The sequence below is a fragment of the Mycobacterium talmoniae genome, assembly GCF_001854525.1.
In the GTDB taxonomy this organism is placed as follows: domain Bacteria; phylum Actinomycetota; class Actinomycetes; order Mycobacteriales; family Mycobacteriaceae; genus Mycobacterium; species Mycobacterium talmoniae.
Map to the genome: position 1 here is coordinate 39,020 of NZ_MLQM01000002.1, position 15,200 is coordinate 54,219.

The following is a 15,200-nucleotide window of genomic DNA, read 5'->3' on the forward strand; positions in this document are numbered from 1 at the left end:
CACCCGGAGTCAATCAACTGGTTGGATAGTCTAGGCAATGCCGCCACTGCTGTGTTGGCGGGACGTCGGCAGCGCTAGACTCGCCACGTCGGGGTGATGCAGGGAGGTTGGCCGATGGATCCGAATCCGGACTACGACGCCACGGACGAGATCGAGTACTTCTTCAACTACGTCTTCTGGGGTTTGCGCGGCGTGACGGACGGCCAGGGTTATCCACCGCCCGCCTATCCCCCGGTCTGACCGCGAGCAGACGTAAAGGCCCCCGATTTCCGCCGGAAACGGGGGCTTTTACGTCTGCTCGGCGGGCTACAGCGCCTTGAGCTCCTCGATGACCTCCGACACCGACTTCTTGGCATCCCCGAACAGCATGGTGGTGCCCTCGTCGTAGAACAGCGGGTTGTCGATCCCGGCGAAGCCGGAGTTCATCGATCGCTTGAGCACGATCACCGACCGCGACTGATCCACGTTGAGGATCGGCATGCCGTGAATCGGGCTGGACGGGTCGTTGCGCGCGGCCGGGTTGGTGACGTCGTTGGCGCCGATGACGATGGCCACGTCGGTGCGGGCGAACTCGTCGTTGATGTCGTCCATGTCCTTCATCGCGTCGTAGTCGACCTCGGCCTCGGCCAGCAGCACGTTCATGTGCCCGGGCATACGGCCGGCGACCGGGTGGATGGCGAACTTGACCTGCACCCCCTTGTCCTCCAGCAGGCTGGCCATGTCCTTGACGGCGTGCTGGGCCTGCGCGACGGCCAGGCCGTAGCCGGGCACCACGATGACCTGGTTGGCGTAGGCCATCTGGATGGCCGCGTCGGCCGCCGAGGTGGCCTTGACGTGTTTGTCGCCGCCGCCATCGGCGCCGGGCGCCACCCCACCGCCGCCGAAGCCGCCCATCACGATCGCCGGGATGGACCGGTTCATCGCCTTGGCCATCAGGTTGGTCAGGATCGACCCGGAGGCGCCGACGATCATGCCGGCCACGATCATCGCGGTGCTGTTGAGCGCCAGACCGGCCGCCGCCGCCGACAACCCGGTCATCGCGTTGAGCAGCGAGATGACCACCGGCATGTCGGCGCCGCCGATCGGCAGCACCACCATCAGGCCCAGCACCGCGGCTGCGACCAGCAGGCCGATCATCCACCACAGCGACGCCCCGCCACTGCCGGGATGCGCCTGCACCCCGATGACGACCGCGGCGGCCACCGCCGCCGCCAGCAGCAACAGGTTCAGCGGCTGCTGCAACCGACCGATACCGATCGGCCGCCCGGAGATGATCTCCTGCAGTTTGCCGAACGCGATGATCGACCCCCAGAACGAGATCGACCCGACGATCGCGGCGAACAATGACGCCACCACGACGTGCACGGTCGGGTTCTCGCCGTGCTGGAAGTTGGAGAAGCCGTCGGTGTCCATGAACTCGCTCAACGCGATCAACGCCACCGTGCCACCGCCGACGCCGTTGAAGAACGCCACCAGCTGCGGCATCGCGGTCATCTTGGTCAGCCGCGCCGGCGGCACGCCGAGCACCACCCCCAGCAGCAGCCCGGCGATGATCAGCGGCCAGTGGTCGGTGTCGCGGATCAGGATCAGCGTGGCCACCACCGCGATGGCCATCCCGACCGCGGCGATCAGGTTGCCGCGCACCGCGGTCTTGGGCCCGGTCAGGCCCATCAGGCCGTAGATGAACAGCGAGAACGCGACCAGGTAAAGGATCGTGACGAGGTAGTTCATTTGGCGGCCGGCTCCTCGACCTTGGCGACCTGCTTGCCGGGTTTTTTGCCCTTGAACATGCCCAGCATCCGGTCGGTGACGATGAACCCGCCGATGACGTTCAGGGTGCCGAACACCAGCGCGACGAACAGGATGATCTGCTGGGCCAGCGAGGGGTGCTCGACCCGCCCGAGCACCAGCAGTGCGCCCAGCACCACGATGCCGTGGATGGCGTTGGTGCCCGACATCAGCGGGGTGTGCAGCGTGTTGGGCACCTTGGAGATCACGGCGAAGCCGACGAATCCGGACAGCACCAGGATCGCCAGGTTGGCCAACAGGTCGTCGTAGAGCATCAGGCGTCCTCTCCAGTTCGGGTCACACAGGCCGCCGCGACCACCTCGTCGCCGAAGTCCGGGGCGAGCTGGCCGTCGGTGACCAGCAGCTCCAGCAGCGCGGTGATGTTCTTGGAATACAGCTCGCTGGCGTGCTCGGGCATCGTCGCCGGCAGGTTCAACGGGGAGGCGATGGTGACGTCGTGGCGGACGACGGTCTGGCCGGGCTCGGTCAGCTCGCAGTTCCCGCCGGTCTCGCCGGCCAGATCCACCACCACGCTGCCGGCCTTCATGCCCTCCACCGCGGCGGCGGTCACCAACCTCGGCGCCGGCCGGCCGGGCACCAGCGCGGTGGTGATCACCACGTCGAAGCCGGTGATGGCCTGCTCCAGCGCCTTCTGCTGCTGCTCGCGTTCGGCGTCGGTGAGTTCGCGGGCATAACCGCCCTCCCCGGCCGCGTCGATGCCGAGGTCGAGCCACTGCGCCCCCACCGACCGCACCTGGTCGGCCACCTCGGGGCGCACGTCGTAGCCGGTGGTGCGGGCGCCCAGCCGCTTGGCGGTGGCCAGCGCCTGCAGCCCGGCCACCCCGACGCCGAGCACCAGCACGGTGGCCGGCTTCACGGTGCCCGCCGCGGTGGTCAGCATCGGGAAGAACCGGGTGGACTCCGAGGCCGCCAGCAGCACCGCCTTGTACCCGGACACGTTGGCCTGCGAGCTCAACGCGTCCATCACCTGGGCCCGGGAGATCCGCGGGATCGCCTCCAACGCGAACGCCTGCACCCCAGCGGCCTTGAGCGCGTCGATCTGATTGTCGGCGTTGCGGGGAGCCAGGAACCCGATCAGCGTTTGGCCGGCACGCAACCGGTCCACCTCCGCGGCGGTCGGCGGCGCCACTTTGACGACGATCTCGGCCGCCCAGGCGTCCCCGACGGTGGCACCCGCCTCGGTGTAGAGCGGATCGGGCAGTAGCGCGCGTTCCCCCGCCCCCGATTCCACGACGACGGCGACGCCGCTTTTCACCAGGGATGCGACCGCCTTCGGGACCAGGGCCACGCGTCGCTCGTCGGCCCCGGACTCGGCGACCACCCCCACCGTTGTCTGCGTATCGGTCACAACCGCCGTTCCTCCTCATCGGCCCGTGGATAGTCCGCGTGCCCCGTCACCCTAGCGGGTCACCGCAAAACTCTGGGGGCCACCCGGGCCTCACCACAGCGGGATGTCGTGACCGTGTTCGGCCGGTGGGCGCGGCCCGAAATAGCGGCGCTGCGAGGCGGCGATCGGCACGTCGTTGATGCTGGCCTCCCGGCGCGACATCAGGCCCGTCGCGGTGAACTCCCACAGCTCGTTGCCGTAGCTGCGGTACCACTGCCCGGCCGCGTCGCGCGACTCGTATTGGAACCGCACGGCGATCCGGTTGTCGTGGAAGTCCCACAGGCTCTTGCGCAGCACATAGTCCAGTTCCCGCTGCCACTTGCGGGTCAAGAACGCCACGATCTGGTCGCGGCCGACGATGTGCTCATCGCGGTTGCGCCACCGCGAGTCCACGGTGTAGGCCCGGCTCACCGTGATCGGGTCGCGGGTGTTCCACGCATCCTCGGCGGCCTGCACCTTCTGGGTCGCGGTCTCGAAGGTGAACGGCGGGAACGGCGGGCGGCTCTCGGTCATGCCCCCATATCTACCGCGGCATCTACCGCGAGCAGACACAGAATCGCACGAATCCGCACCGCAGCATGCGAGTCTGCGTCTGCTCGCGCCGGTAGTCGACAGGTGTCATATCGTGACGGGCATGGACTTCGCGATGTCGGCCACCGCGGCCGACTATCACAAGCGGTTGTCGGCGTTCATGATCGAGCGGGTGTTTCCCGCCGAGGCCGACTACGAGCGGTATCGCCGCGGGGCCGGGCCGGACGATCACACGGTGCCCCCGATCGTGGAAGACCTCAAGCGCGAGGCCAAACGGCGTGGGCTGTGGAACCTGTTCCTGCCGGCCGAGTCGGGGCTGACCAACCTGGAGTATGCGCCGCTGGCCGAGCTGACCGGCTGGAGCGTGGACATCGCACCCGAGGCGCTCAACTGCGCCGCCCCCGACACCGGCAACATGGAAACCCTGCACCTGTTCGCCACCGAGGACCAACGCCAGCGGTGGCTGCGGCCGCTGCTGGACGGCGAGATCCGCAGCGCGTTCTCGATGACCGAACCGGCGGTGGCCTCCAGCGACGCCCGCAATATCGAAACCAGCATCACCCGCGACGGCGGCGACTACGTCATCAACGGCCGTAAATGGTGGACGTCGGGTGCGGCCGACCCGCGCTGCCAGATCCTGATCGTGATGGGCCGCACCAACCCCGACGCCGCCGCCCACCAGCAGCAGTCGATGATCCTGGTGCCGATGGACACCCCGGGCGTGACGGTGGTGCGCTCCACCCCGGTGTTCGGTTGGCAGGATCAGCACGGGCACTGCGAGGTGATCTACGACAACGTGCGGGTGCCGGCCGCCAACCTGCTGGGCGAGGAGGGCGCCGGTTTCGCGATCGCCCAGGCCCGGTTGGGTCCGGGTCGTATTCACCACTGCATGCGCGCCCTGGGCGCCGCCGAGCGGGCGTTGGCGCTGATGGTCGACCGGGCCCGCAACCGGGTGGCGTTCGGCCGGCCGCTGGCCGAACAGGGTGTGGTGCAGCAGTCGATCGCCAAGTCCCGCAACGAGATCGACCAGGCCAGGCTGTTATGCGAGAAGGCCGCGTGGACCATCGACCAGCACGGCAACAAGGAGGCGCGCCACCTGGTGGCGATGATCAAGGCGGTGGCCCCGCAGGTCGCCTGCGACGTCATCGACCGCGCCATCCAGGTACACGGTGCGGCCGGCGTCAGCGATGACACCCCGCTGGCCCGCCTGTACGGGTGGCATCGCGCCATGCGCATCTTCGACGGACCCGACGAGGTGCACCTGCGCTCCATCGCCCGCGCCGAGCTCGGTCGGGACAAGAGCGCATTCGCGGCGGCGGTGACGCAGCCGTGACCACCGAGGTGCGAGAACTGGACGGGGCGTGGAACTTCCGCGACGTCGCCGACAATGCGGCGGCCGTCGCGCCGGGTCGGCTGTTCCGGTCCGGCGAGCTGAGCGGCTTGACCGACGACGGTCGCGCCGAGCTGCGCCGGCTCGGGATCAGCGATATCGCCGACCTGCGCTCCCCCCGCGAAGTGGAGCGTCGCGGACCGGGCCGGGTTCCCGACGGGGTGAACATCCACCTGTTGCCGTTCCCGGACCTGGCCGCCGACACCGACGACGGTGGCTCCCCGCATGAGCACGCGTTCACCCGGTTGCTGACCGAACAGCCCGATGCGGAGTCGATCCAGGACGCCGCCGCCCGCTACATGACCGAGGAGTACCGCCGCTTCCCCACCCTGCCGGGCGCGCGCCGCGCCGCGCATCGCGTCGTCACGCTGCTCGGCGCCGGCCGCCGGGTACTGACACACTGCCTGGCCGGCAAGGACCGCACCGGGTTGACCGTCGCGGTGGTGTTGGAGGCGGTCGGCGTCGACCGGGACGCCATCATGGCCGACTATCTGCGTAGCAACGACGCGGTGCCGCAACTGCGGGCGAAGATCGTGGAGATGATCCAGCAGCGCGCCAGCAACGAGGTGCCGCCGGAGCTGGTGACGTTCAGCGAGGCCCGGTTGACCGAGGCGGTGCTCGGGGTCCGCCCGGAGTACCTGGACACCGCGCGCCGCGCGATCGACGACAATTTCGGCTCGCTGGCCGGCTACCTGCGCGCGGCCGAGGTGACCCGCACCGACCTGGACCGGTTGCGTCGCGCGCTGCTCGGCTGAACGGTTTCGGCGCCATCGCGCGCGGCTAAAAATGGAGCGGCGCTGCAGTTAGTGCGGCACCGCTCTCCGCGACGCGGGAAACCGTCTCTAACTGGTGCTTTGCGGAGAACATCGGGTGAGCGACGGTCTTGGATCCGGCTACCGCTAGCGCAGCACGCCATTTCCGTAGCAGCCAAACTGTTGCACTGCATCGACATGTGCGCTACAGTCATCCGCATACCGAGACCGCCCCACCAAGGAGAACCACCATGATGCGCATGACCACCGCAGCCGTCCTCGCCGGGATCAGCGCCATCGCCGCCGGCACCACCGCCCGGCTGCTGACCTCGCTGACCAACGACGTGGCCTTCGCCTTGGAGGGCGTCCTCGACGAGGACTGGGGCGGCCCCTGCGACGGCGATGCCCGCAACGCCACCGACGACCCGGTCGTGCTGCGGGCCGCCTAACCCCGGCGAGCAGAAAATTGCGCCGACTGTGCGGTTTCATACGCTTTCCGGCGACGGGGCGTATGAAACCGCACAGTCATGAGCGCAATGCTCGGCAAAATTAGCGGACCGAGAAGCTGGCCTGCTTGGCGGCCGACAGGTCGCTGATGGTCTCCCACTGCGCGGCCACCTCGTCGACCGACGGCGGGTTCTCGAAGTTGGCGCCGGCGTTCTCAAACAGCGCGGCGCGCTGCACCCGGCCGCCGCCGACGATGAACACCGACCCGGTGTCGGGCACCTCCTCGGTGCACAGGTAGCCCACCACCGGCGCGACGAACTCGGGCTTGAGCTTGGCCAGCACCTCCGGCGGCAGGATGTCCTCGGTCATCCGGGTGGCCGCGACCGGGGCCAGCGCGTTGGCCTTGATGTTGTACTTGGCGCCCTCGATGGACAGCGTGTTGATCAGCCCGACCAACCCGAGCTTGGCCGCACCGTAGTTGGCCTGGCCGAAGTTGCCGAACAGCCCGCTGGTGGAGGTGGCCACCACGACCCGGCCGAAGCTTTGCTCCCGGAAGTGCGGCCAGGCGGCGCGGATCACGTGGTAGCCGCCGTACAGGTGCACCTGCAGCACGGCGTTCCAGTTGTCGAACGTCATCTTGTGGAAGGTGCCGTCGCGCAGGATGCCGGCGTTGGACACCACCCCGTCGATCTTGCCGAACTCCTCGAGCGCGGTCTTGATGATGTTGGCCGCGCCCGCTTCGTCGGCGACGCTGTCGTAGTTGGCCACCGCGCGCCCGCCCGCGTCCTTGATCTCGGCCACCACGTGGTCGGCCATGTTGTGTCCGGCGCCGGTCCCGTCGCGGGCCCCACCCAGGTCGTTGACGACCACACTGGCGCCCTCACGGGCCAGGGTCAGGGCGTATTCCCGACCCAGCCCGCCACCGGCTCCGGTAACGACGATGACGCGATCCTGCACTCCGGGCATGAGTTTCCTCTCTGAATGTGATTGCTCGGTCGCCGGCTAGAACAGCCGGCGCGCCAACTTCCACGCCTTCTCTGTATACGGCGGGTAGATCATCTGGGATAAGTCGGGTCGGGTCGGTTTGGTCAGCACCGACTTGCGGTGACTGAATTCCTCGAAGCCCCACCGGCCGTGGTAGGCACCCATCCCGGACGGGCCGACCCCACCGAATGGCAGTTTGGCGGTCGACACCTGGAAGATCAGGTGGTTGACCAGCATGCCGCCGGCCGGTACCTGGTTGATCACCCGCTCCCGCACCGCGCGGGTTTTGGTGAACACATAGGCCGCCAAGGGTTTCGGCCGAGCATTGACGAAACATATTGCGTCGTCGAGGGATTCGACGGAGATGACTGGCAGGATGGGGCCGAAGATCTCGTTGGTCATCAGCGGCTCGTCCGGGTCGGGGCCGACGACCACGGTCGGCTCGATGCGCAACGTCGCGGCCTCCGAGCCGCCGCCCAGCGCCACCGTGCCCCGGGTGTTCGCCAAATAGCCGGTCAGCCGGTCGAATTGGCGTTGGTTGACGATCCGCATGCCCTGCGGCTGATCGGGGTAGAAGCTGGTGATCGCCTCGCCGATCTTGGCGACCAGCCGGTCCCGGATGGTGGCGTCGGCCAGCACGTAGTCGGGTGCCACACAGGTCTGCCCGGAGTTGACCAGTTTGGTCCACGCGATGCGTTTGGCCGCGACGTCCACATCGGCGTCGGCGGCCACGATGCAGGGGCTTTTGCCGCCCAGCTCGAGGGTGACCGGGGTGAGGTGTTCGGCCGCGGCGGCCATGATCTTGCGCCCGATCTCGGTGCCGCCGGTGAACATCACCCGGTCGAAACCCTGGGCGATCAGTTCCTGGCTGACCGCGCCGTCGCCTTCGACCACCACGATCGCGTCGCGGTCCAGGTAGGCCGGCACCAGTTCGGCCATCAGCTGCGACGAGGCCGGCGCGATCTCAGATGGTTTGAGCACCACGGTGTTTCCGGCCGCCACCGCGCCCACCAGCGGACCCAGCGTCAGGTAGAACGGGAAGTTCCAGGCGCCGATGATCAGCACCGTGCCGTACGGTTCGTACTCCACCCAGCCGCGGCCGGGCAGTTGCGCGCGCTCCAGCAGCCGGTGCCGGCGCCGCATCCATTTCTTGACGTGTTTGGCGGCGTAGCGGGCTTCGCCGACGGTGGTGGCGGTGTCGGCCAGCCACGACTCGAACGGTTTGCGGCCCAGGTCGGCTTCCAGCGCGGCGGCGATCTTGGCTTCGTTCTCGGCCATCATCGCCTCGATGCCGCGCAGCTGGGCGCGCCGCCACGCCACGTCGCGGGTGCGCCCGGTGGCGAAGGTATCCCGTAGTCCGGCAACGGTTTGTGGGATGGCCGATGTGACGGGGGCGACGACCTCAGGGGTGCTCATGGGTTCCCTTCCTCACCGGCGGAAACCCAATCCTAACCAACCAGCTGGTTGGGCAACAGGTCGTCGTCAGAGTTTGCTGGCGGTGACGAACTCGGAGAAGGCGTCCTTGTCGTCGCCCATCGGCACCTCCAGCCAGCGACCGAGCCGCCGCATCTCGTCCTGGGAGTGCTGCGCGGTGGCCCGCCAGCCGTGCCCGCCCAGCCAGGCGGCGACGTCGGCGCGGTCCGGGTCGTTGTAGGTCAGGTCCGCGAAGTCGACGGGCTGGGCGATCCCGAGTTGCTCGGCGGTCTTCTTGAACCGTTCCCGCATCTCCTCGCGCCGTTCGTCGGAGTGGGTCCCGGCGGTCTCGGTCGCGACCCGGCTGCCCGGCGCGCTCTGCTCGGTGATCTGCGCGAACAGGCGGTCCTGGGCATCACCGGGCAGGTACATCAACAGCCCTTCGGCCAGCCAGGCCGTCGGCGCCGCCGGGTCGAATCCCGCCGCCCGCAACGCGGCCGGCCAGTCCTGGCGCAGGTCGATCGGCACCTCGTGCCGGTCCGCCGCCGGGCTCACCCCGTGCGCGGCCAGCGTGGCGGCCTTGTACTCGAGCACCTTGGGCTGGTCGATCTCATACACGGTGGTGCCGGCCGGCCAGTCCAGCCGATAGGCCCGGGAGTCCAGCCCGGACGCCAGGATCACCACCTGGCGGATCCCGGCGGCCACGGCGTCGGCGAAGTAGCTGTCGAAAAAGTGGGTGCGCACCGCCTGGTAGCCGCGCATGTGCCGAAAGATGGCGGCCGACTCCGGGTCCACGGTTTCCAACCGGGCGTCGATCGTGTCGTCGAGCAGGAACTCCCACACCCCGGTGCCGGCGTCGGCGACCAGGATCTTGGCGTACGGGTCGCGGATCAGCGGATCGGGGCGATCGGTTTCGATCGCGCGGGCCGCGGCCACCATGACCGCGGTGGTACCGACGCTGGTGGTGATGTCCCAGGTGTCGTCGTGCGTGCGCATGGTGCTCATCGGTGTCCTTCGGTTGGGGGTGGTTAACGCCGACCGATCAGCAGCGTGGTGCTGGCGGTCTGCTCGGCCAGGTCGTCGGGCACCGCCCGGCCCAGCCGGGCCGCCTCGTCGCGGCTGTCCACCGCCTGCACGTGCCACCCGTGCTGGTCCAGCAGCGACGCGGCGTCGGCGCGGTCGTCTTCGTGGTAGACCAGCGACTCGACGTTGACGTCGAGGCCCAACCGGTCCCGCAACCGGGCCCGCCGCTCACGCGAAACCTGGCGGCGTTGCCCGTCGGCGCCGGGCCGAAACATGGCGAACGCTTCGACGGCGATGCGGCTGCCCGGGGCGCTCAGCGCGGTCACCATCTCAAAGAGCCGGTCCTGGGCGTCGGCGGGCAGGTAGGGCAGCAGGCCCTCGGCCAGCCAGGCGGTCGGCTGCGCCGCGTCGAAGCCGGCGCCGGCCAGCGCCGACGGCCAATCGTCGCGCAAGTCGATCGGCACCGCCCGCCGGGTCGCCGTGGGCCGCGCGCCGGCCGCGTCCAGCGTCGCCCCCTTGTAGGCCAGCACTTGGGGCTGGTCGATTTCGTACACGGTGGTGTGCACCGGCCAGTCCAACCGGTAGGCCCGGGCGTCCAATCCGGCCGCCAGAATCACCGCCTGCCGGATGCCGGCCGCCGTCGCGTCGGCGAAGTAGGCGTCGAAGAAGTGGGTGCGCACCGCCTGGTAGTCGCGCCCCAGGTCGGTCACCCGACGCCCGTACTCGTCGTCGTCGTCGAGCCAGTCCAGGCGGCCGCTGGCCAGCCGCGCCCAGGCCTCGCCGGCCTTGGACACCAGCAGGTAGGCGAACTCGTCGCGGATCAGGGGTTGCGGTTGCGCGGTTTCGGCTGCCCGGCAGGCCGCCACCGATAGCGCCGTGGCACCGACGCATTCGGTGATCTCCCAGCTGTCGCCGTCGGTTCGGACCGACCGCACTTCATCCAGATCAGTCATGTCCTGCGCCATGCTACCGAATAAGTTAGGCAGCCTATCTGCTGCTGTGGCTCAGATCACTGCGCGGGGTTAGTCCTGGTGCCGCCAGAGTTTGTTGGCCAGCAGCCGGCGCAGGTTGGTGGTGATGTCCTCCAGTTGCTGATGGCTGCCGACGAAACCGGCGTAGAAGCCGACGCCCCACAGCACCGCGGTCAGCATCTCCACCAGCGACGCGACGTCGGAATCGGTGGCCAGTTCGCCGCGCTCGATCGCGTCGGTGACCGCCCAGGTCAAAAACTCCCGGGAGTTCAGCAGCGAGTCGTGCTCGACCAGACGCAATTCCGGGTGCCGCTGCGATTCCAGCACCGAGGTCACCAGAAACGCCGCCGCCGACCGGTCCTCGGAGTCGGCCTGGACCGCGGTTTCGATGAACGCCGAGACCCGTCCGATCAAGGTGGTCTCGCGCCGCGCCCGTTCCATCCCGGTGGCGATGATCAGCTCGTTGGTCTGCTCCACCACTTCCCGGTACAGCACACGTTTACTGGGGAAGTAGTGGTTGATCGCCGGGCGGGTCAAATCGGCGCGCAGGGCGATCGCCTGGAAAGTGGCCGCGTCGTAACCGAGTTCGCTGAAAACCTCGCGGGCCACACGCACAATGCGTTTCCGCGTCTCCGCCGCCTTCGCTGCGGGGGGGCGTCCCGGCCCCCGGCTCGCGGTATACCGCACCGCTAAATTGTGCCATAGATCACGCCGTGGCCCCGGCGGCTCAGCTAATCCCCAGACTGGGGATCAGTCCTGGATCGTCAACGCTTCCGTGGGGCAATTGGCGACCGCCTGCTTGACGCCGGCAACGTCGGCCTCGGCGATCTCGTCGACCAGCACGTGCGACTGACCGTCGTCGCCGACCTCAAACACGTTCGGCGCCGCAACTTCACACATCCCGATGCCGACGCACTTATCCAGGTTCACACTGACTTTCATCTGCCCACCGTAGAACAGCGACCGCCGCACCGGGCGGAGCGGGCGAGCGGGTCATCGGTGGGATCGGTGCCGAGCCCGACGCGCCGCGAATTACAGTTCCGAACATGGCGACCGTGATCTCCCGGGAGGCCTACTTCGAGGTCGGCCTCGACGTGCTGTCCGACCTGGGCTACGGCGGGCTGAAGCTGGCCGAGGTGTGCAACCGGTTGGGCGTGACGACCGGCTCCTTCTACCACTACTTCGCCAACTGGTCGGCGTACACCCGGGCGTTGGTCAAACACTGGCAGGAGGCGCTGACCCTGCGGCTGGTGGAAGAGGTGCGCACCGATCCCGATCCGCGTCGCCGGATCGACACCTTGATTCAGATCGGGTTGGGGCTGCCGCACGGCGCCGAAGCGGCCATCCGGTCGTGGAGTTCGACCGATCCGCAGGTCCGCGCGATCCAGGAGGAGGTCGACCGGCAGCGCTTCGACATCATGTACGAGTCGGCCTTCGAGATCCTGCACCAGGCGCGCCCCGCCCAACTCTTCGCGGCCTGGGCGGTCTACCTGCTGGTCGGCTACGAGCAGGCCACCCTGCCGCGCGATAACGACGCGTTGGCCTGGATCGCCGGGCAGCTGCTGCACGCGCTCGACACCGGCAGCTTCGCCACCATCCCGCCGGAGTGACCCGGCAGGCCGCTAGCCGCCGGTGTGCGGCATCAGCGCGTCGGGCGGGATGGTGCCGAACTTCCCGGCCTGGTAGTCCTCCAGCGCCTGGATCAGCTCGGCCTTGGTGGTCATCACGAACGGTCCGTAGTGGAAGACCGGCTCCCGGATCGGGCGGCCCCCCAACAGCAGCACCTCCAGCGCGGGGCGGTGCGCGTCCTGGGTCGGGTCGGCGGCGACGCTGATCCGGTCACCCGGGCCCAGCACGGCGAGTTGACCCTGCCGGATTGGGTGCGCGACCGGCCCGACCCGGCCACTGCCGGACAGCACGTACACCAGCGCGTTGAAGGCGCGGTCCCACGGCAGGTCCAGGCCCGCCCCGGGCTGGATGGAGGCGTGCGCCACCGTGATCGGGGTGTGGGTGGACCCGGGGCCGCGGTGGCCGTCGAGGTCGCCGGCGATGAGGCGGACCAGCGCCCCGCCGTCGGCGGAGGCCAGCAACGCCACGTCGTTGCCCTCGATCGCCTGGTAGCGCGGCGCGGCGAACTTGTCGGCCTTGGGCAGGTTGACCCACAGCTGGATGCCGTGGAAGACGCCGCCGCTTTCCACCAGCTCCGCCGGCGGGGTCTCGATGTGCAGGATCCCGGAGCCGGCCGTCATCCACTGGGTGGCGCCGTCGGTGATCAGGCCGCCGCCGCCGTGGGAATCCTGGTGGGCGAATTGGCCGTCGATCATGTAGGTGACCGTTTCGAAGCCGCGGTGCGGATGCCAGTCGGTGCCGCGGGGCTGGCCGGGCTGGTATTCGACCTCGCCCATCTGGTCCATGTGCACGAACGGGTCCAGGTCGGCGGCCCGGGCCCCGGCGAACGCGCGCACCACCGGAAATCCGAGGCCCTCAAAGCCGCGGGGACCGGTGGTGATCGAGCGGACCGGGCGTTCGGTGTCGGCGGGCGCGGCCGGGCTGAGCCGGGGCAACGTCAAGGTGTCTGCGGTAACCGCGGGCATGGGTACCTCCTGAGTCAGAGTTACCCGATATAACCGGACCGCAGTCCGATTATTCCCGGCTGCGCGCGGCGAGCAGACACAAAAGCCCCCATTTCGGGCCGAAATAGGGGGCGTTTACGTCTGCTCGCCGGGAGACCGGGCCGCCCCGCTACAGCGCGCGCAGGTTCTGCAGCGGCAGCCGGGGGCCGCGGCGCGGGGCGACCGCCAATCCGCTGGCTTGCAGCAGCCGCACCACCCGGTGCCGGTGCGGGCGCATCGGTTCGAGCAACTCGACCATCCCCGCGTCGTCGACCGGGTGGCCCAGCAGCGTCCAGCCGATCATTTTCGGGATGTGGTAGTCGCCGACCGACAGCGCGTCGGGGTCGCCAAACGCGCGTTGCGCGGTCTCGGCCGCCGTCCACACCCCGACGCCGGGCAACGACATCAACGCCTCCCGCGCCTGCCCGGCCGGCCGCGACACCAGCCGCTCCACCGCCGCGGCCCGCTGCGCGCAGCCCACCACCGTGCGGGCTCGCCCGGGGTCGACGTTGGCGCGGTGAAATTCCCAGGACGGGATCGCCCGCCACACCTCGGCCGACGGCGGCACGGTCAGCCGCGGCGGCGCCGGACCGGGCGCGGGGGCACCGAACCGGGCGACCAGCGTGCGCCAGGAGCGGAACGCGTCGGCGCCGGGCACCCGCTGCTCGAGCACCGCCGGGATGAGCGCCTCCAACACCCGCCCGGTGCGACCCAGCCGCAGGTGCGGGACCCGCCGGCGCGCGGCGGCCACCGTCGGGTCGTGCGGCACAAAGCCCGAGGCGTCGTCGTCGGCGCCGAGCAGCGCCGGCACCGCGTCGAGGAACTCCTCGGCGCCGCCGCCCCACGCGGTGCAGGTCACAGCGGTGCATGCCGACCGGGCGATGCGCGCGGTGACCGGCCCGGTGGCCACCAGGCTGGTCCGCCAGATGGTGCGGTCGTGCACCTGAAAGCACGGGTCGAGCGGGCCGCGGCGCAGCGGCGCGAGGGTGAGCTCGGGGCTGACCGGGCCCGGGAACGTGACCGTGCGCTCGCGCTTCATCAGACCCACGATCAATAGGTACCACCGCATGATTGACCCTCGGCCGGGTTCCGGACAGGATGGCGAGCGTGACCACACCGTTCGACGACCCGCAGGCCGAACTGGCGTGGATGTTTTTGCAGTGCTTCTCCGACGGCGCCGACCTCGACGAATGCTTCGCCCTGCTCAGCGACGACTTCACCTATTGGAGCATCGTCACCCGGCAAGCGGTGGACAAGGCGGCACTGCGGCGCGACGTCGAGCGACGCAACCGCGCCCTACCGATCAGCCTTGACCTCATTCGGTGCGTCAACGACGGCCACAGCGTGGTGATCGAGGCACAGGCCGACGGCGTCACCGCCGCCGGGGTGCGCTACGACAGCCCGTTTGTGTTCATCGTGGAGACCCGCGACGGGTTGATCACCTCGGTGCGCGAGTACAGCGACACCGCGTTGGCCGCGCAGCTCTTCGGCTAATCGGGCTGCACGTCGATGTCGGCCTTGTCGGGGTAGAAGGCGACGTGACCGGCGATCGCCGCCACCGCCGGGTAGGGCTGCTCGTAGGTCCAGACCGCGTCGTCGACCGTGTCCCCCGCGGCGGTCGTCACGCTGTAGTAGCTGGCGTCGCCCTTGAACGGGCAGTAGGTGGTGGTGTCGGTGCGGGTCAGCCGCTCCTGCACGACGTCGTCGAACGGAATGTATTGCACCACAGGAATAGTGGCCTCGCGCAGCCCCAGCGCCGCGCGGGTGTCCGCGACGACTTCTCCGTTGATGCGGACCCGCACCCGGCCTTCGGTCGGCTCGATGGTGATCGGGTGCCCGGCGGTCGGTTCCAGGACGGGACGGTGGCTCATGGTGACCTCT

At 69.2% G+C, this 15,200-nt stretch carries 19 protein-coding genes; 6 read left to right on the top strand and 13 right to left on the bottom strand.

The genetic code is table 11. The features are described 5' to 3' along the window. Window positions 1–114: 114 nt before the first annotated feature. A complete protein-coding gene (locus BKN37_RS28220; protein ID WP_095406959.1) occupies window positions 115–240 on the top strand; it encodes a hypothetical protein in 126 nt (41 codons plus the stop codon). A gap of 66 nt (window positions 241–306) precedes the next feature. Here the strand turns inward: BKN37_RS28220 and BKN37_RS00730 are convergent, their stop codons facing one another. The 4 genes from BKN37_RS00730 to BKN37_RS00745 form a co-directional block, all read right to left on the bottom strand. After that, window positions 307–1,731: an NAD(P)(+) transhydrogenase (Re/Si-specific) subunit beta gene (locus BKN37_RS00730; RefSeq protein ID WP_071019666.1), complete on the bottom strand. Its 1,425-nt coding sequence runs from the start codon at window positions 1,729–1,731 to the stop codon at window positions 307–309. Continuing rightward, entirely contained in the window at window positions 1,728–2,063 is a 336-nt protein-coding gene (locus BKN37_RS00735) for an NAD(P) transhydrogenase subunit alpha part 2 (protein WP_071019669.1), read from the bottom strand. The genes BKN37_RS00730 and BKN37_RS00735 overlap by 4 nt, the downstream gene beginning before the upstream one ends. Further along, entirely contained in the window at window positions 2,063–3,157 is a 1,095-nt protein-coding gene (locus BKN37_RS00740) for a Re/Si-specific NAD(P)(+) transhydrogenase subunit alpha (RefSeq protein WP_071019672.1), read from the bottom strand. The genes BKN37_RS00735 and BKN37_RS00740 overlap by 1 nt, the downstream gene beginning before the upstream one ends. 90 nt (window positions 3,158–3,247) lie before the next feature. After that, window positions 3,248–3,709, bottom strand: a complete 462-nt coding sequence (locus tag BKN37_RS00745) for a nuclear transport factor 2 family protein (protein ID WP_071019677.1) — start codon at window positions 3,707–3,709, stop codon at window positions 3,248–3,250. A gap of 133 nt (window positions 3,710–3,842) precedes the next feature. Here BKN37_RS00745 and BKN37_RS00750 point away from each other — a divergent pair, with 133 nt between their 5' ends. The 3 genes from BKN37_RS00750 (at window position 3,843) to BKN37_RS29010 (ending at window position 6,318) form a co-directional block, all read left to right on the top strand. Next, entirely contained in the window at window positions 3,843–5,060 is a 1,218-nt protein-coding gene (locus BKN37_RS00750; protein ID WP_165618279.1) for an acyl-CoA dehydrogenase family protein, read from the top strand. Next, window positions 5,057–5,872, top strand: coding sequence for a tyrosine-protein phosphatase (locus tag BKN37_RS00755; protein WP_071019683.1), 816 nt, complete (start codon window positions 5,057–5,059; stop codon window positions 5,870–5,872). The genes BKN37_RS00750 and BKN37_RS00755 overlap by 4 nt, the downstream gene beginning before the upstream one ends. Window positions 5,873–6,129: 257 nt before the next feature. Further along, window positions 6,130–6,318 (top strand): hypothetical protein, encoded by a 189-nt coding sequence (locus BKN37_RS29010; protein ID WP_158260372.1) that lies wholly within the window; start codon window positions 6,130–6,132, stop codon window positions 6,316–6,318. Window positions 6,319–6,418: 100 nt separating this feature from the next. Here the strand turns inward: BKN37_RS29010 and BKN37_RS00765 are convergent, their stop codons facing one another. The 6 genes from BKN37_RS00765 to BKN37_RS00790 form a co-directional block, all read right to left on the bottom strand. After that, complete coding sequence (locus BKN37_RS00765; protein WP_071019692.1) at window positions 6,419–7,282, bottom strand: SDR family oxidoreductase; 864 nt, start codon at window positions 7,280–7,282, stop codon at window positions 6,419–6,421. A gap of 36 nt (window positions 7,283–7,318) precedes the next feature. Then, entirely contained in the window at window positions 7,319–8,716 is a 1,398-nt protein-coding gene (locus tag BKN37_RS00770; protein ID WP_071019696.1) for an aldehyde dehydrogenase family protein, read from the bottom strand. Between the two features lie 66 nt (window positions 8,717–8,782). Continuing rightward, window positions 8,783–9,718: a class I SAM-dependent methyltransferase gene (locus BKN37_RS00775; protein WP_071019699.1), complete on the bottom strand. Its 936-nt coding sequence runs from the start codon at window positions 9,716–9,718 to the stop codon at window positions 8,783–8,785. A gap of 23 nt (window positions 9,719–9,741) precedes the next feature. Continuing rightward, window positions 9,742–10,689 carry a class I SAM-dependent methyltransferase gene (locus BKN37_RS00780; RefSeq protein WP_071019898.1) on the bottom strand — a complete coding sequence of 316 codons (948 nt, stop codon included), beginning with the start codon at window positions 10,687–10,689 and terminating at the stop codon, window positions 9,742–9,744. A 69-nt stretch (window positions 10,690–10,758) separates the two neighbouring features. Then, a complete protein-coding gene (locus tag BKN37_RS00785) occupies window positions 10,759–11,394 on the bottom strand; it encodes a TetR/AcrR family transcriptional regulator (protein WP_071019702.1) in 636 nt (211 codons plus the stop codon). Window positions 11,395–11,457: 63 nt separating this feature from the next. Beyond that, a complete protein-coding gene (locus tag BKN37_RS00790) occupies window positions 11,458–11,649 on the bottom strand; it encodes a ferredoxin (protein WP_071019901.1) in 192 nt (63 codons plus the stop codon). A 104-nt stretch (window positions 11,650–11,753) separates the two neighbouring features. Between BKN37_RS00790 and BKN37_RS00795 the strand changes: the two genes are divergently transcribed. Beyond that, a complete protein-coding gene (locus BKN37_RS00795) occupies window positions 11,754–12,317 on the top strand; it encodes a TetR/AcrR family transcriptional regulator (protein ID WP_071019706.1) in 564 nt (187 codons plus the stop codon). A 12-nt stretch (window positions 12,318–12,329) separates the two neighbouring features. Here the strand turns inward: BKN37_RS00795 and BKN37_RS00800 are convergent, their stop codons facing one another. Both BKN37_RS00800 and BKN37_RS00805 read right to left on the bottom strand, forming a co-directional pair. Next, on the bottom strand, window positions 12,330–13,301 hold the full coding sequence (locus BKN37_RS00800; RefSeq protein ID WP_071019709.1) for a pirin family protein: 972 nt from the start codon (window positions 13,299–13,301) through the stop codon (window positions 12,330–12,332). A 148-nt stretch (window positions 13,302–13,449) separates the two neighbouring features. After that, window positions 13,450–14,358 carry a DNA-3-methyladenine glycosylase family protein gene (locus BKN37_RS00805; RefSeq protein ID WP_071019905.1) on the bottom strand — a complete coding sequence of 303 codons (909 nt, stop codon included), beginning with the start codon at window positions 14,356–14,358 and terminating at the stop codon, window positions 13,450–13,452. A 59-nt stretch (window positions 14,359–14,417) separates the two neighbouring features. Between BKN37_RS00805 and BKN37_RS00810 the strand changes: the two genes are divergently transcribed. Then, window positions 14,418–14,813, top strand: coding sequence for a nuclear transport factor 2 family protein (locus BKN37_RS00810; protein WP_095406960.1), 396 nt, complete (start codon window positions 14,418–14,420; stop codon window positions 14,811–14,813). On the opposite strand, the gene BKN37_RS00815 is transcribed toward BKN37_RS00810, so the two are convergent. After that, window positions 14,810–15,190, bottom strand: a complete 381-nt coding sequence (locus BKN37_RS00815; RefSeq protein ID WP_071019713.1) for a DUF427 domain-containing protein — start codon at window positions 15,188–15,190, stop codon at window positions 14,810–14,812. The genes BKN37_RS00810 and BKN37_RS00815 overlap by 4 nt on opposite strands. Window positions 15,191–15,200: the final 10 nt, after the last annotated feature.

Coding starts and splice junctions, on each gene's coding strand:
- BKN37_RS28220 (WP_095406959.1), top strand. CDS start 115: ATGGATCCGAATCCGGACTACGACGCCACGGACGAGATCGAGTACTTC.
- BKN37_RS00730 (WP_071019666.1), bottom strand. CDS start 1,731: ATGAACTACCTCGTCACGATCCTTTACCTGGTCGCGTTCTCGCTGTTC.
- BKN37_RS00735 (WP_071019669.1), bottom strand. CDS start 2,063: ATGCTCTACGACGACCTGTTGGCCAACCTGGCGATCCTGGTGCTGTCC.
- BKN37_RS00745 (WP_071019677.1), bottom strand. CDS start 3,709: ATGACCGAGAGCCGCCCGCCGTTCCCGCCGTTCACCTTCGAGACCGCG.
- BKN37_RS00750 (WP_165618279.1), top strand. CDS start 3,843: ATGTCGGCCACCGCGGCCGACTATCACAAGCGGTTGTCGGCGTTCATG.
- BKN37_RS29010 (WP_158260372.1), top strand. CDS start 6,130: ATGACCACCGCAGCCGTCCTCGCCGGGATCAGCGCCATCGCCGCCGGC.
- BKN37_RS00765 (WP_071019692.1), bottom strand. CDS start 7,282: ATGCCCGGAGTGCAGGATCGCGTCATCGTCGTTACCGGAGCCGGTGGC.
- BKN37_RS00770 (WP_071019696.1), bottom strand. CDS start 8,716: ATGAGCACCCCTGAGGTCGTCGCCCCCGTCACATCGGCCATCCCACAA.
- BKN37_RS00775 (WP_071019699.1), bottom strand. CDS start 9,718: ATGAGCACCATGCGCACGCACGACGACACCTGGGACATCACCACCAGC.
- BKN37_RS00780 (WP_071019898.1), bottom strand. CDS start 10,689: ATGACTGATCTGGATGAAGTGCGGTCGGTCCGAACCGACGGCGACAGC.
- BKN37_RS00790 (WP_071019901.1), bottom strand. CDS start 11,649: ATGAAAGTCAGTGTGAACCTGGATAAGTGCGTCGGCATCGGGATGTGT.
- BKN37_RS00795 (WP_071019706.1), top strand. CDS start 11,754: ATGGCGACCGTGATCTCCCGGGAGGCCTACTTCGAGGTCGGCCTCGAC.
- BKN37_RS00800 (WP_071019709.1), bottom strand. CDS start 13,301: ATGCCCGCGGTTACCGCAGACACCTTGACGTTGCCCCGGCTCAGCCCG.
- BKN37_RS00805 (WP_071019905.1), bottom strand. CDS start 14,358: ATGAAGCGCGAGCGCACGGTCACGTTCCCGGGCCCGGTCAGCCCCGAG.
- BKN37_RS00810 (WP_095406960.1), top strand. CDS start 14,418: ATGGCGAGCGTGACCACACCGTTCGACGACCCGCAGGCCGAACTGGCG.
- BKN37_RS00815 (WP_071019713.1), bottom strand. CDS start 15,190: ATGAGCCACCGTCCCGTCCTGGAACCGACCGCCGGGCACCCGATCACC.